The following is a 14,725-nucleotide window of genomic DNA, read 5'->3' on the forward strand; positions in this document are numbered from 1 at the left end:
GCTTAATTGGTCGCAGTTGGATCGGAAATAGAAAAGCCTGCTTGAAGCAGGCTTTTTTGTTTTCGCGTACTGATTCTGCCATCCGGCGTATTTTCTCTTCCCTTGCAGGCAAGGATCACATCACCGGCGTCGTCGTCAACTTGCCGAGAATTGAAATCAATTCTCCGGCATCAACCGGCTTGGACAGGTAATGGTTGAACCCGGCCTTCAGGGCGCGTTTCCGGTCCTCGGCGCGTGAGAACGCGGTCAGCGCAATGGCTGGCGTGTTGCCGCCTTGCTCTGGTGCGAGTTGCCTTACCCACTGAATCAGGCTGAATCCGTCATGATCCGGCATGCCGATGTCACTGATGATGACATCCGGGCGCTCCTTGCCAATCAATGCCAGTGCCTGCTTGGCGTTTGTGGCGGTCAAGGCCGTTGCGCCGCATTCGCCAAGTATCGTCGCGACCAGATTCAATGCATCGGCATCGTCGTCGATGACCACGGCCCTTAGGCCGGTAAGATCGACCGGCTGGAATTTCAGGCTGATTCCGGCGATAGTGGCGTGCGGTAAAGATGCGGATGAAGGAAAGTCCTTATCGGCCTGGTACACGGGAAATTGCAGCGTAAATGTCGTGCCCTTATCCTTGCCTGGGCTGCTTACTTGAACGGTGCCGCCGTGTAGTTCCGCCAGGGTTTTGACGATGGCGAGTCCGAGTCCCAGTCCGCCAAATCTGCGCGTGGTCGAAGCATCCGCCTGGCGGAAGCGGTCGAAGACATGCGGCAGGAATTCGGGCGCGATACCAATGCCGGAGTCGATCACTTCGATAACGAGACTGGCCTCCTGCTGTCTTGCCATGACGATTATCCTGCCCCCGGCCGGCGTAAATTTAACCGCATTGGAAAGCAGGTTCCACATTACCTGCTGCAATCGATTCGGGTCGCCGACCAGAGAGCCGATACCTGGAGAAAATTCGGTGGATACCTGGATTTGCTTGGCCAACGTCGCAGGGCGTATGGTTTCCAGTGCAGTGTTGATCACGCTGATGGGATCCACGATTTGCGTCTCGACACGGACTTGCCCGGATATGATGCGGCTCATGTCGAGCAAGTCTTCGATCAGCTTGGACTGGGCCAGCGCGTTGCGCTCGATCGTTTCCAGGCCCTTTTCCAGGGCGTCCTTGTCATACTGTTTCATGCGGAGTAGCTGCGCCCATCCCAGAATGGCATTGAGCGGCGTACGCAATTCATGGGAAAGAGTGGCAAGGAACTCGTCTTTCATTTCGCTCACGCGTTCAGCCTGTGCCCGCGCGATTCGCTCCCGCTCCAGGAGCACTTGGCGTTCTTCGGCGATCGCCTCCGAGAGCGCGAGCACTTTGGTGCGCGACTCCAGGCGGGCATCGAACAGCGATGCGATCAAGGCGACGGTCAGGACCGCCATCGTCGCCACGATCACCAGTATGGCCAGGCCATCCTGGCTGAAGCCATCCGGGGCCGCGCGGCATACGCTACCAAGCGGGAAACTGGCGGCGGCCATGCCGGTATAGTGCATGCCGACGATTGCCATGCCCATGACGACGGCGCTGCCGGCGCGGGCGGCAATGACGTGCGGCGTATTCCAGCGTAACCGGAATGCCATCCATAACGCGCCGCCAGAAGCCAATATGGCAATCACAACAGAGGCGGCAAAGAGTGCGGGATCAAATACGATACCGGGCGACATGCGCATGGCGGCCATGCCAGTGTAGTGCATGGAGTTGATACCGATGCCCATCAACAGCGCGCCGGCAGCGAGCCGCTTGAAAGGCAATGCGGGCTGGCTGACCAGCCATAGTGCCGCACCCGACACCGCAACGGGAATCAGCAAGGACAACAAGGTAATGCCGAGATCGTAACCGAGTGGAATCGGCAGCCGGAATGCCAGCATGCCGATGAAATGCATGGCCCAGATGCCGGCGCCCATGGCAAACGCGCCGCCGGCGATCCACCACCGTGCCGTCCGCCCTTGCGATTGCACCACGCGACCGGCGAGGCTCAATGCCGTATAAGACGCCAGCATGGCGACCAGCACTGATACGATAACCAGTGAAACTTTATAGGTTCCAATCAACATTTTTGCGGTAGGTGAACAGCTGTCTCGAGCTGTCGTGTTGAGCAACTATCTAATAATTTATTTTTGTAATACCTGAAGGCCGGCCGTGCAGAATCATTCAGCTTTTGTAGCTGCCCGATTCTTGCATATTTTTGCTTTGCCTGTGAGGAGTTGTGCTCTAGCAAAAGAAAAGCATACATGAAGACGCTAAATGCATAAGCTAGAACTTCCAGGCTGAAGATGGTTCCCGCTAGAGGCAAGATGCAAGCAATAAATTCCGTGAGGTCAATCCTGGATCAGCAATGCCTGATAAGACCGGTTGGCACAATGACAATCAACTGGCCTGGCAATGCATGAGGCTGCTTGCCAGGACGCGCTTGCAATGCTAATGGTAGCCGATATCTCCGCGCACTTTTCCTCGGAACACCCAGTAAGACCAGAATACGTACAGCAGAATCACCGGCAGCAGGAACATCGTGCCCACCATGAGGAATTGCTGCGACATCGGCGCCGTTGCCGCATCCCACAAGGTAATGGATGGCGGCGCGACATAGGGCCATAAGGAAATGATCAGGCCCGTGTACGACAGGAAGAACAGGCCCATCGCACACAGGAATGGCAGCATATCGCGTTTCGTGCTGAGAGCATGCCAAAGCGTCGCCGCAATCACCAGGGTCAGGATCGGCACCGGCGCAAAGTACAGCAAATTGGGGAAGCTGAACCAGCGTTCGGCGATGCGCGGCTCTTCCAGCGGCGTCCAGACGCTGACCATGAGGATGAAAGCCAGGAGGCCAAGCAGGAGCCAGCGTGCCATCCGTCGTGCCCATTCCTGCAGGTCGCCTTCCGTCTTCATGACGAGCCAGGTGGCGCCGAGCAGGCAATATCCCACGATCAGGCCAACTCCCGTCAGAAGCGGAAATGGCGCGATCCAGTCCCAGCTGGTGCCGGCATAAATCCGGCCATTCACCGGAAAACCGCGAATGAAGTTGCCGAGCACGACGCCTTGAGAGAACGTGGCAATCAGCGAGCCCCAGGCGAACGCGGTATTCCAGACATGCTTGCGCGCGCGCGGCACATCCCGGAATTCGAATGCCACGCCACGGAACAGCAGTCCTAGCAGCATCAGCAGGATGGGGAAATATACGGCCGGCATGATAATGGAAAACGCCAGCGGAAATACCGCCAGCAAGCCGCCGCTGCCGAGAACCAGCCAGGTCTCGTTGAAATCCCAGATCGGCGCCACCGAGGCCACCATCAGGTCGCGGTCTTCATCGTGCCGGCGGAAGAAGAACAGCATGCCGACGCCGAGATCGAAGCCATCGAGCAGCACGTACATCAGTACGGCCAGCGACAGAATGCACGCCCACAGGGGAACAAGATCAAGCGTCATGGCGTCCTCCCAGGCCTCGCTCAACCGGAGCGTCAACAGTGTCGTCGTGATCGGTGACGGCGGACAGCGGCCGCTTTGGATGAGCGGGCGCTTCATGTTCCTCGTCTTCGGGGCCGACCGGCGGACCGATTCGCACCAGCCGTCGCAAGAGAACCAGGCCACCGCCGAAAATGACGAGATAACTCAGTATGTATCCTGCGAGGGAAAGCCCTACATCGCCTGTGGTCAGGGAAGGCGTCACGGCATCGCGCGTGCGCATCAGGCCGTATACCACCCAGGGCTGACGCCCGACTTCGGTGGTGGTCCATCCCGCCAGCACGGCGATAAAGCCGGCCGGCGACATGATCATGCACCAGCGCAGGTAGCGTGGGCTCTCAAACAATTTGCCGCGCTTCCAGAGCCATAATCCGACCAGGACAGTCAGCAGCATCAGCATGCCGATGCCGACCATGATGCGAAAGGCGAAGTAGACGATCGCCACGGGCGGACGGTCTTCCCTGGGCCATTCCTTCAAGCCCTGCACGACGCCGTCGACGCTGTGCGTCAGGTAGATGCTGGCCAGCTTCGGAATGGCGATTTCGAAGTGGTTTGTCTCGGCTTCCTGGTCGGGAATGGCGAAAATGGAAGCCGGCACGCCGGCCTGCGTTTCCCACAACCCTTCCATCGCCGCTACCTTGGCCGGTTGATGCTCCAGCGAATTCAATCCATGCAGGTCACCGATCAGGATTTGCAAGGGAACCATGATGGCCAGGAAACCCAGCGACATGCGCATCATGATCTTGCTTTCCGTTGGGAAGCGGCTCTTGCGCAGATAATGCGCGCCGACACCAAGGATGACAAATGCCGTGGTGACCACGAAGGCGGTGACCGTGTGCGTCAGGCGGTAAGGGAACGATGGCGTAAAGATGATTGCCATCATGCTGGTCGGGAAAAATCTGCCATCGATGATTTCATAGCCACGCGGCGTTTGCATCCAGCTATTGACGGCGAGAATCCAGAAGGAAGAGAGCAGCGTGCCCAGCGCCACCAGCACGGCAGACATGGCATGGGCCCATTGCGGCACCAGCTTGCGGCCGAACAGCAGCACGCCGAGAAAGGCGGCTTCGAGGAAAAAGGCCGTGATGACTTCATACGCCAGCAAGGAGCCGATGACGTTTGAAGCGCTGTCCGAAAACCGGCTCCAGTTGGTGCCGAACTGGAATGGCATCACGATGCCGGAGACCACGCCCATGCCGAAGGATATGGCAAAGATCTTGATCCAGAACGCAGACAGGCGGCGGATCGTGTCGTCCTTGGTGATCCACCACCGTACTTCAAGCGTCGCCACATAGCATGCCAACCCGACTGTAAACGCGGGGAGCAGGATATGAAATGCGATCACCCAGGCAAACTGAATTCTGGAAAGCAGCAATGCATCCATGATATCCCTTTATTCGAGAGCGGCTGCTTGACGTGCATGGCGCTGGCTAATGCGCCATATCACGGAAAATAACGCCGATTGTGCATTGCTCTATTTGTGCCGGTATTGAGCGAACAAGGATTTATCGCTGGCTGAAAATACTGGTATGTGAATTGACGACATAACTTCTTGGCAGTAAGTCCCTGTTCATGGCGCCGGTCTGCCTGGTGGCGGCGGATAGTATGGCGTTGAATTGCGAGGCGTATACATCTGTTCGGAAAGGAAGCGCCCGCTGGAAGGAATGCGATGACCTTTCGCATACATGCATTGCATGAAGGCTACGTCGTAGCGCTGCTGCGCGCCGTAGGCCGAGGCTTGTGCCGTTCCGGTGCCGCTCAACCCGCCAAGGGCCAGTCCGGCACCAGCGCCCGTTGCCGCGCCGCGCCCGCCATTCACTGCCGCGCCGACGGCAGCGCCGAGCACGGTGCCGACAGCGGCGCTGCGCACGCCGCTGTCGCTGGCATAGGCTGACACGCCATTGCCGCCGATTTGCGCGGATGCGTATCGCCTGCATTCGAAATCGTCAGCGCGGAACTGGTCGAAGTTTTTCCCCGTGCCCGGCAGCACCATCACGCTGGGGCCTTCCGGCATCGATACGCAGGCGGCAAGCAACAAGACGGCAATTGCCATGAAGCCGCGAAAAAGAATTGCAGGTTTACTCATGTAACGCTCCTTACTGTTGCGGCTGAGCCGGAACGCGCTGCCAGCCGCCGGGGCATTGCCGGACATAAGGGTAATAGCCCTCCGGCTTGCGGCAGTAGTAATACCAGTCGCCGGCAGACGGCGGCGCGAGACTTTCTTCAGGCTGCGAGCGCTCGATATACGTGGTGGGCGCTGACGGCACGACGACAACCGGCGGCGAATACGGATAGTAATAGGGAGAATAGGATGGATAGGCATAACCGGGATACGCATAGGCGCCGGGGTAATGCCAGCTCCAGCCGACAGACGGTCCGACATACACGCCGACGTGCGCGCGACTACGGCCATGAGGATGCCCGTGGCCGCCGGAATGGGCGAACGCATCGGCGCTCGCGCCGGCGACCAATGCAAAAAACAGGATCAGGCTGCACCTTTTCATCGTCCACCTCGCAAGACGATAGGAATAAAATTAGACTGGCGTCATTGCCCAATGTTCAATGACGCACCAGGCAATGCAGCTTCCGGCCAGATTGCCATCTACGACCCGGAGTCGAATATGGAAAAGCGCATACTCTTATTGCAGGGCCATCCCGATACTACCGAACGCCATTTCGGGCATGAACTGGCGGATGCCTACGCCGCAGGAGCCGGCAAGGGCGGCCATGCCGTTCGCCGCATCGAAGTGGCGGCGCTGGATTTTCCCTTGCTGCGCAGCGAACGCGAATGGGAGCAGGGCTTGTTGCCGCCTTCGCTGCGGGAGGCCCAGCAAGCCATCAAGTGGGCTGAGCACCTGGTGCTGTTTTTCCCGCTCTGGCTGGGCGACATGCCGGCCATCTTCAAGGGATTTCTGGAGCAGGTGGCGCGACCCGGTTTCGCCTTCACCGGCGAGGGAAATAATCCTTTTTTACGCAAGGGCCTGACCGGCCGCTCGGCCCGCTTGGTCGTCACCATGGGAATGCCCGCGCTGATTTATCGCTGGTATTTCCGGGCGCACAGTGTGAAATCGCTGGAGCGCAATATCCTGGGATTTGTCGGCATCGCGCCGATTCACGAGACGCTGATCGGCGGCGTCGGCAACCTGTCGCAGGAAGACGGCGAGGCCTGGCTCGTCAAGCTGGAAGCGCTGGGACGCAAGGGCGCCTAGTTGGACTCCGTTATGGCAGTTCGGCTTATTTACGCTTGCGTACGGTCCGGTTCGGGATGCGTAAAAACCTGGCTGTCCGGCACGATGTGATGGATGTCCCGCTCGATTTCATCGAGCAAATCATGCGCCTGCACGATGGTCCAGGTTGGCGGTACCAGTACGTTCACATACACGAAGCTCTGCGATCCGGCGGAGCGCGTCCGCAGGTTCACGAAGCGCACGCCGCTTGCCGCATGCCGCCGCAGCACCGCCTCGATCTGTTCCAGTGTTTCAGGCGGCAGCGCCGCATCCATCAAGCCATTGGCCGAGGTGCGGATCAGCCGCCAGCCTTCAGCGAGAATATGCAGGCCGACGGCAATCGCGATGACAGCGTCCAGCCAGAGCTGTCCGGTCAGTGCGACGATGAAGACACCGCCCACCACCCCGACGGAAGTCCAGACATCCGTCATCAGGTGGCGCGCGCCGCCCTGCAGGGCGATCGACCGGAATTTTACCGATGCGCGATACATTGCCTGGGCCACGCCGAAGTTGAGCATCGTGCTGGCGGCGGAAAAGACGAGACCGAGTCCTACCGATTCCAGCGGCTGCGGAGAAAGCAGACGCTGGCCGGCAGACCAGATGATCGCCGCCGCCGCGCCAAAAATCATCATGCCTTCCGCGCCGCTGGAAAAATATTCTGCCTTGCTGTGGCCGAGCGGATGTTCTGCGTCTGGCGGGGACTTGGCGATGGTGACCATGGTCAGCGCAAACAGCGCGGCCGCCAGGTTCACCAGCGATTCCATTGCATCCGACAGCAGCCCAACGGAGCCGGTCAGCCACCATGCGATCGTTTTCAGGGTGATGGTGAGAACGGCGGCGGCGGTCGATAGCCAGAAATAGTGGCGGACTTCCATGACGATAGTCTGGCTGATGGTTGACGTTGGGTTGATGAGTTGCCGGGCAGTATACCTCTGCTTAGGAAAAATACGCCGCGCAGGAGTCAATCCGGGAGGATGGCCGCATTCAATTGCTGTTTGGCGCGGATTGTGCCGATGGTTTCCATCAGTACTGGCAGGTCCACGTCGGCAACAGGCGGATTTCCCATCTGTTGCCAGAAGGCCGGCGCGCCTTCCGTGCCATAGCCTGCACGCGCCAGCAGATACAGCGCCAGCTTCCTGGCTTGCATGCCGGCTTCCGCAGAAATTGGGGCGATGCTGGCGGCGATTGACGCATCGGCCGTCTGCGTGTCTAGCGTATTGAGTCGGTCGATCAAGGCGGCGACATCGGGCAAGGCTTGCTGTGCCAGGATGTTGCGGGCCATCTCCTGCGCAATCACGTAAGCCAGTTCCTGATCTGACGGCGTCTGGTCCAACATGCCACGCGTGATCAGGATGCGCTGTCCGTCAGCAAGGCTGGCTGCAAAGTCGGCATTGCCCAGGTCGATGACCATGGCGCAGGCGGAGGTAAGGGGAATGTCCAGCGTCGTCCGATCACCGTTGCGCATGACGGTCAGGCCGACGTTGGCGCGGCCCTTCAGTTCGGACGCTATGATGCTTGCGCTGGCACGCTCGGCGTCGGGGCCCTGCGGCAAGGGCTCGATTTCAACGGCAGTCAACGTGTCGCCTCTCTGCAGGCCCGCCTGTTCCGCACCACTGCCGGGCAAGACATTCATGACGCGCAAGCGGTCGTTCAATTGCAGTGCCGCTTGCGCCGTATCCGCAAATGCCTCGGAGTACGAATAACGGTTCTTGGCCGTGAAGCCGAGCAGGTTGCGGGCATGGCGCGGGCATAACTCGGTATTGTTGATCAAAAGCGGCGCGGCGACGCGATAGAGACGGGCTTGCTGATCGACCCAGGTGCGCAGTTGCGTCGCCTTATCCGGCAGTGCCGGCGCGGATTGCGCGGACGGCGCAACGGCGCCGGTGGGTAGAGGCTGTTGCGTTTCAGTGGCGGCAGGCGTCGGCACTTGCGCAACCATTGGCCTGGATGGTTGCGAAGCAGGTGCCGGTGTTCGCCGGGCGCTGACAGGCTGAGGCGGCAGCGGCGCGGCGCATCCGGCCAGGCAGGCGCACAGCCACGCCAGCATGTAGAGCCTGTTCCGGTTCAATGCACGGACTTGCAGCCGGAATTTGCTTTTGTTGTTCAACGGCTTTCTCCCTTGATGGACGTTCTTATTAGCGAGCCTGGAGTTTATGTGGCTGACCTTAGGTGAGTCTTATTGTGCTGTTCGCGCAATACCTTGGCGGCATGGCCTTCGATGATGGCATTGATTTCCGCGCCATACAGCAAGGCTGCGGCGGACAAATTCAGGTACAGCAGCAAGACGATGATGGCGCCGATGCTGCCATACGTAACGTTGTAATTCCCGAAGTTTTGCACGTAGTAGCTGAAGCCGATCGACGCCAATACCCAGATCACCACGGCCAGGACTGAGCCGGGCGTGATCAGTTTGAATTTATGCGGAATGTGCGGCGGGACATCCGGCGCGACATAGTAGATCAGCGCAATCGCCAGGCTGGCGATGAGTAGCGCGACGGGCAGGCGCAGCCATGCCCACAGGGTGACGAATAGCGATTCCAGTCCCACCTTCTGCGCCAGCCACTGCATGGCTTGCGGGCCGACGATCAGCAGGCCCGCAGCCAGCATCATCATGATGGCAATCCCGAGCGTGAACAGTATCGACAATGGATACAGCTTCCAGGCAGGACGCGTTTCCTTGGCATCGTAGGCAACGTTCAATGCCGTGATGATCGCACGTATCGCCTGGGAAGCGAGCCACAGCGCGCTGATGGCGCCGAACGACAGCAAGCCTTTTTGCGGCAAGGTCAATTCGCCGATGACGCGATCGACCTGTTCCATTGCCGGCGGCGGCAAAAATGCACGGGTATTGTCGCGAAGCCAGTTGAAAAAGTCCGACAATTCGAAAAAGCTTAACAGGGCGATGAGAAAAATGATGAAAGGGAAGAGCGAAAACAGGACATGGTAAGCCAGCCCGGCTGCATAGGTCGACATGTCGTGCGAGAGGAAATTCCGGACTGCCTTGACGAGCACGGCTACCGGGTTGATTCCCTCAAATCCCGCAATTTTCATATCCCACTCCATGGTAGGTATACAGATGGGACGGCCATCATGCTCGGGCACCGCCTCTGCACCGAGCCGGTAAGAATGCAGCATTTACGCCAGGCAGCGCCCACGAGATTTTCAAGGTCGAGTCAGCGAATGCTCGACCGCTTCAATGAAAGGGGCTCCCGCTTTTGCATTTGTCCGCTTCTCGTCACAAGGTATCAAGTTGCCCGCACCACGCCTTGAGGTAGGTGGAAATTTGTCGCGCAACAAGCCAAGGTGGCGCCTTGCTTGAGACTGCAAGCGCTAGATGACAACTGAATCCACCGGCAGGCGAACGACGCGCATGTTCAATGAAGCGTGCATCAGTTCCGCGGGAGATTGAACGATCCTGACGTCATATTCCGGCCGCGCGCCATTTGTGGCGGGTATATGGGCAATGATATCGGTCCAGTCGGTCCGCTCCCGGATATCGTGTGGATCGAGACATAGGAAAATCAGGCGATCCACTTTCTTTTGACTAAGTGCATCCAGGCCAAGCTTGATCAAGGCGTTTGAAAGGCGATCATCGACGACGATTCCGTACACCTGCATCGATTCCGGATATTGATATTGTTTTTCGAGTTCTGTTGCGTCGAGTTGCGTCATGCATCGCTCCTTTTTGCACGTCAGTTGATATGGATTTCAATATGACCATGTTGCTGCTGAAAAGTTGAAAAGCCATGTAAGCTGATTGAGTCAGGATGAATTTTTCGAAATCGAAAATGTCGATCAGGATAGTGAGGCTCGGTAGCCCAAGAGAAACTGGCGAAGGCTTAAGAATAGGCACGGTCAGGCGTCCTCCTCGCGGCGTAAGGAAGGAAGAGTACGCCGCCAGGGATATCTATGACGTGTGGTTCCCTAATCTGTCGCCGAGCGAAGCCTTGGTGAAGCAAGCGCTGACGGCCACGAGCGAGCAGGAGTGGAAGTCGTTCAAGCGGCGGTTTCTCGCCGAGCTGAAAGAGCCGGGCCCGAGGAAGGATCTGGATCTGCTTGCTGCGCTTTCCCATCGCACCGATTTTTCGATCGGGTGCTATTGTGAAGATGAAAGCCGTTGCCATCGGTCGATTCTGAAAGAGGTATTGCTTCAGCGCGGCGCCAGCATCAAATGATGGCGGACGCACGGACAAAAAAACGAATGTCGCTTATTCGTCATGGCGTCGTCGTTAACCGGATGACGGCTGTCGACATGATGGACTGATATGGCGGAGAGAGGCTGACCATGGAGCCTGCTTTGGACCCGAGTTCATACGCACGAAATAAAAGCCGAATGTGGATACCGCTGATCATGTCGGCAATTTGCTTCTGTACCTCGGCGCAGGGCGTCGATATCTATCGCTGGGTAGATGACGATGGCCACGTCCATTTTTCCGATAAGGCACCGGCCCGCTCCAGTCAGCCTGTGACCCGGATGGATTCCCGCCAGTTTGAAGTGAGTCGAGAGCGCCGACGGGAAGCGGAAAAACGCGCCGCGCATGACAGGGAACGTTCCGCCGAGGTGGCTGATCGTATCGAGCGGGAGCGGGCGCAGCAGTATTCCTCAGGTTCCCAGCCAGGCAACGCAGCCAGCAGTGCGGCAGCGTCTCCTCCACCCGCCAATGATTGCGCAGTCATGTTGCGCCGCTTCCAGGAAAGCTCCGAATGCCTGGCACCCTTCATGAATGTAAACGGATCATTCAAGCCGAACGCCTTCGAAACTTGCGGGCCGCCAGTGCCTTATCCTGCACAGGAGTGCAGCAGATAGCAATGCTTGCCGTGGCTTCTCTGGCGACGATGACGCGTGCCAAGGTCAAGGGTGTGATTTCGTAACCTGTGAATGACGGATCGGCGATATGCCGGAGATCAGGCTGGCTGACGCCGTGGCGGTACAGACTGCCGCTCGCGAAATCAAGCGTCGCCACTAGCCGCCGCCAATTCCTTCCACGATTTTTCCGGTTCCGCCGCAATTATCGCAATCCGCACCGTTGAGCTTTCCTGTGCCTTTGCACTTCGGGCAGATGTCTTCGCCGGTGCCCGGCGTGTCCGGAAGCGCGTCATCGCCCGGGTGGATTTCAGGCTTGCCATTGGCGGCGTTCATGGCTTGGTTCGGTTGAGTCGGCTGGTTCATGATAGGGCGTCCATTCAATAATCCAATTGTTTGAAATAACTTGCTGCTAAACTTGCATTCCTTGTAACTTGGATAACGCTCTTATCTGCGAGTTCAGGCAAAGAGGGATTGATCCAGAACGATGTCACATGAGTGGCTCTGACATGTTCCTGTTGGGTATTACCAGTATGGATCGAAGGGCTATGTGTGGCATTCCGTCAAACGTACGACACTTGTCTGCCATTTATTCGTAAAATAGGCCGACATTTCATTCAGTATGGTAAGAGCCGATGCGTTTGTTGTTGGTCGAAGACGATTCCATGGTGGGCGAGGGCTTGCGCAAGGCATTGCGGCAGGACGGTTTCACAGTTGACTGGGTGCAGGATGGCCGTGCTGCAGAATTGGCCGTCAACAACGAGAATTACGATCTGATGCTGCTGGACCTCGGTTTGCCGAAAAAGGGCGGCCTCGAGGTGCTGTCGTCATTGCGTCAGGCCGGCAATCGCCTGCCGGTGCTGGTATTGACGGCGCGCGATGCGGTATGCGACCGCGTCAAGGGTCTCGATGCCGGCGCCGATGATTATCTCGTCAAGCCGTTCGATGTCGAAGAACTGGAAGCCCGTATCCGCGCGCTGCTGCGCCGGCAGGCCGGACGCGCCGACACGGTCATCCGCCAGGGCGACGTGACCCTCAATCCGGCCAGCAGGGAAGTGTGCCTGAAGGGACAGCCGGTGGCGGTCTCGGGCCGTGAGTATTCCTTGCTGGCGGCGTTTCTCGATCGTCCGGGAGCGGTGTTGTCGCTTGCCCAGCTCGGAGAAAAAATCTATGGCTGGGACGATGACGTCGGCAGCAATACGGTAGAAGTCTATATCCATTCGCTGCGCAAGAAATTCGGCGCGGATTTCATCAAAAATGTCAGGGGCGTTGGCTATATGGTGCCACGCCAGACATGAAATCGATCCGTAATACGCTGCTGGTCTGGCTGCTGGTTGGGGTCACGACAGCCATCGGAGTCGCCGCGCTCGTCGTCTATGACCGCGCGCGCAAGGAAGCCAACGAGCTCTCGGATACCCAGATGAAACAGCTGGTGTCGTCCCTGCCGCAGCCGCCCGGCCCGATTGCCACCACCCGCACCAATGAAACCAGCCTGCGCGACGATTTCGTGGTACAGGTATGGGACCGCACCAACGGCTTCCAGCTCTATAACTCCCACGGGATTTACAACCTGCCGCTGACCAGGCAATCGGGATTCCATGACATCTATGTCGAATCGACCGAATGGCGCATCTATAGCACCTTGCTCGGCGATACCGTGGTGCAGGTGGCGCAACTGGCCAGTGTGCGTCACGAGCTGGCCGCCGCCGTCGCGCTGCGCACGGTGGCGCCGCTGATCCTGCTGCTGCCATTCCTGTCCGTGCTGATCTGGATTACCGTCCGGCGCAGCCTGTCCGCGGTCAGGCGGGTGGCTGCGCAAGTGCAGTCGCGCGACGCCAATGCGTTGACCGACATCCCGGACTATGAGCTGCCGCGCGAGATACAGCCGCTCACGCATGCCTTCAATGAATTGCTGTCGCGCCTGCGCCAGGCGGCGGCGGCCCAGGGCGCGTTTATCGCGGATGCCGCCCACGAATTCAAGACCCCACTGACGGCATTGAAGCTGCAAGTCCAGCTGGCGGAAAGGGCTGGCAGCGACGAGGAGCGCCGCCAGGCCTTCGCCGACTTGAAGGGCGGACTCGAGCGCGCCAGCCACCTGGTCAACCAGCTGCTGACGCATGCCCGCCAGGACCCGACTGTCCCACGCCGGGTCAGCGACCGTATCGACCTGGTGGCGCTGGCGCGCAGCGTCGCGGCGGATTTCGTGCCGATCGCTGCTGACCGCGGAATCGACCTTGGGGTCAAGATTACCGATCCTGTGCCCGCCTGTATCCACGGCAATCCGGAATCACTCCGGATCATGCTTGGCAATCTGGTGGATAACGCCATTCGCTATACGCCGGGCGGCGGCATGGTAGATATCGTAGTGCGCCGGCACCCCCATAAAATCGTGATGTCCGTCGAAGATACCGGGCCGGGAATCCCGGAGGAAGACCTGGACCGCGTTCTGGACCGCTTTTACCGGGTGCCCGGCACGCCATCCGAAGGTAGCGGGCTGGGCCTGGCAATCGTGCGCCAGATCGTCCATCTTCACGGAGCCGAAATCAAGCTGTGCAATGGCATGCGTGGTTTGCAGGTGGAAATTACTTTCCACACGTCAATTTGATAATTCTCAAATACGAATTTCAGTGTTTTCTTTTATACAAACTTTTAAGTCTGTTTTAAATCTGCGCACCTATGATGCCTGAGCCTTGATTTTATTTTCTTGGCTACAACCACGTCTTTTCGGACGTGCGCTGCCCGCCCACAATATAAAAATTTGGTCGGTGCTGGTTTGATAATAAACACTGATTTGGAGATAGCATGCGCAACACGATGAAAGTCATGACCGCCGCAGTCTGCGGCGCTCTCGCCTTGGGTTTTTCCGCATCGGCTTCGGCCCAGATTTCGGGAGATGTGGTCAAGATTGGCCTGATCACCGACATGTCGGGCGTGTACGCCGACGTCGACGGTCCCAACGGCGCGGAAGCCGTGCGCATGGCTATCGCTGACTTTGGCGGCACCGTCAACGGCAAGAAAATCGAATTCATTTCCGCCGACCACCTCAACAAGGCCGATATCGCCGCTTCCAAGGCACGCGAATGGATCGACCGCGAAGGCGTCGACATGATCCTGGGCGGCACCAATTCCGGCGTCAACCTGGCCATCGCCAAACTGGCTGCGGAAAAGAAAAAGCCCTTCATCTCGATTGGCGCCGG

At 58.5% G+C, this 14,725-nt stretch carries 16 protein-coding genes; 6 read left to right on the forward strand and 10 right to left on the reverse strand.

The window, feature by feature from the left end; genetic code table 11:
• Positions 1-115 precede the first annotated feature (115 nt).
• From EDC30_RS18980 to EDC30_RS19000, 5 genes are all read right to left on the reverse strand, one after another.
• Positions 116-2,092 carry an MHYT domain-containing protein gene (locus tag EDC30_RS18980; RefSeq protein ID WP_132260471.1) on the reverse strand — a complete coding sequence of 659 codons (1,977 nt, stop codon included), beginning with the start codon at positions 2,090-2,092 and terminating at the stop codon, positions 116-118.
• A 364-nt stretch (positions 2,093-2,456) separates the two neighbouring features.
• Positions 2,457-3,461 (reverse strand): cytochrome d ubiquinol oxidase subunit II, encoded by a 1,005-nt coding sequence (gene cydB / locus EDC30_RS18985; RefSeq protein WP_132260472.1) that lies wholly within the window; start codon positions 3,459-3,461, stop codon positions 2,457-2,459.
• Positions 3,451-4,881, reverse strand: coding sequence for a cytochrome ubiquinol oxidase subunit I (locus tag EDC30_RS18990; RefSeq protein ID WP_132260474.1), 1,431 nt, complete (start codon positions 4,879-4,881; stop codon positions 3,451-3,453). The genes cydB and EDC30_RS18990 overlap by 11 nt, the downstream gene beginning before the upstream one ends.
• A 186-nt stretch (positions 4,882-5,067) precedes the next feature.
• Positions 5,068-5,583, reverse strand: coding sequence for a YMGG-like glycine zipper-containing protein (locus tag EDC30_RS18995; protein WP_243656867.1), 516 nt, complete (start codon positions 5,581-5,583; stop codon positions 5,068-5,070).
• Between the two features lie 10 nt (positions 5,584-5,593).
• Entirely contained in the window at positions 5,594-6,001 is a 408-nt protein-coding gene (locus EDC30_RS19000; RefSeq protein WP_132260475.1) for a hypothetical protein, read from the reverse strand.
• A 117-nt stretch (positions 6,002-6,118) separates the two neighbouring features.
• Between EDC30_RS19000 and EDC30_RS19005 the strand changes: the two genes are divergently transcribed.
• Positions 6,119-6,706: an NAD(P)H-dependent oxidoreductase gene (locus EDC30_RS19005; RefSeq protein ID WP_132260477.1), complete on the forward strand. Its 588-nt coding sequence runs from the start codon at positions 6,119-6,121 to the stop codon at positions 6,704-6,706.
• A gap of 29 nt (positions 6,707-6,735) precedes the next feature.
• On the opposite strand, the gene EDC30_RS19010 is transcribed toward EDC30_RS19005, so the two are convergent.
• The 4 genes from EDC30_RS19010 to EDC30_RS19025 form a co-directional block, all read right to left on the reverse strand.
• Entirely contained in the window at positions 6,736-7,599 is an 864-nt protein-coding gene (locus tag EDC30_RS19010) for a cation diffusion facilitator family transporter (RefSeq protein WP_132260479.1), read from the reverse strand.
• An 86-nt stretch (positions 7,600-7,685) separates the two neighbouring features.
• Entirely contained in the window at positions 7,686-8,831 is a 1,146-nt protein-coding gene (locus EDC30_RS19015) for a M48 family metallopeptidase (protein WP_132260481.1), read from the reverse strand.
• A gap of 44 nt (positions 8,832-8,875) precedes the next feature.
• On the reverse strand, positions 8,876-9,775 hold the full coding sequence (locus tag EDC30_RS19020; RefSeq protein WP_132260483.1) for a YihY/virulence factor BrkB family protein: 900 nt from the start codon (positions 9,773-9,775) through the stop codon (positions 8,876-8,878).
• 279 nt (positions 9,776-10,054) lie between these two features.
• Positions 10,055-10,396 (reverse strand): hypothetical protein, encoded by a 342-nt coding sequence (locus tag EDC30_RS19025; protein ID WP_132260485.1) that lies wholly within the window; start codon positions 10,394-10,396, stop codon positions 10,055-10,057.
• A 116-nt stretch (positions 10,397-10,512) separates the two neighbouring features.
• Between EDC30_RS19025 and EDC30_RS19030 the strand changes: the two genes are divergently transcribed.
• Both EDC30_RS19030 and EDC30_RS19035 read left to right on the forward strand, forming a co-directional pair.
• Complete coding sequence (locus tag EDC30_RS19030; protein WP_132260499.1) at positions 10,513-10,899, forward strand: DUF488 domain-containing protein; 387 nt, start codon at positions 10,513-10,515, stop codon at positions 10,897-10,899.
• A gap of 176 nt (positions 10,900-11,075) precedes the next feature.
• On the forward strand, positions 11,076-11,531 hold the full coding sequence (locus EDC30_RS19035) for a DUF4124 domain-containing protein (protein ID WP_165973890.1): 456 nt from the start codon (positions 11,076-11,078) through the stop codon (positions 11,529-11,531).
• Between the two features lie 156 nt (positions 11,532-11,687).
• On the opposite strand, the gene EDC30_RS19040 is transcribed toward EDC30_RS19035, so the two are convergent.
• A complete protein-coding gene (locus tag EDC30_RS19040) occupies positions 11,688-11,894 on the reverse strand; it encodes a hypothetical protein (RefSeq protein ID WP_132260489.1) in 207 nt (68 codons plus the stop codon).
• 269 nt (positions 11,895-12,163) lie between these two features.
• On the opposite strand from EDC30_RS19040, the gene EDC30_RS19045 reads away from it, so the two are divergent.
• The 3 genes from EDC30_RS19045 to EDC30_RS19055 form a co-directional block, all read left to right on the forward strand.
• A complete protein-coding gene (locus EDC30_RS19045; RefSeq protein WP_132260490.1) occupies positions 12,164-12,826 on the forward strand; it encodes a response regulator in 663 nt (220 codons plus the stop codon).
• Positions 12,823-14,133: an ATP-binding protein gene (locus EDC30_RS19050; protein ID WP_132260492.1), complete on the forward strand. Its 1,311-nt coding sequence runs from the start codon at positions 12,823-12,825 to the stop codon at positions 14,131-14,133. Before EDC30_RS19045 ends, EDC30_RS19050 begins: the two co-directional genes overlap by 4 nt.
• A gap of 197 nt (positions 14,134-14,330) precedes the next feature.
• The coding region (locus EDC30_RS19055) for an ABC transporter substrate-binding protein (protein WP_243656868.1) at positions 14,331-14,725 on the forward strand (395 nt) is incomplete at its 3' end.

This window comes from Paucimonas lemoignei, from assembly GCF_004342585.1.
GTDB classification, from domain to species: Bacteria; Pseudomonadota; Gammaproteobacteria; order Burkholderiales; family Burkholderiaceae_D; genus Paucimonas; species Paucimonas lemoignei.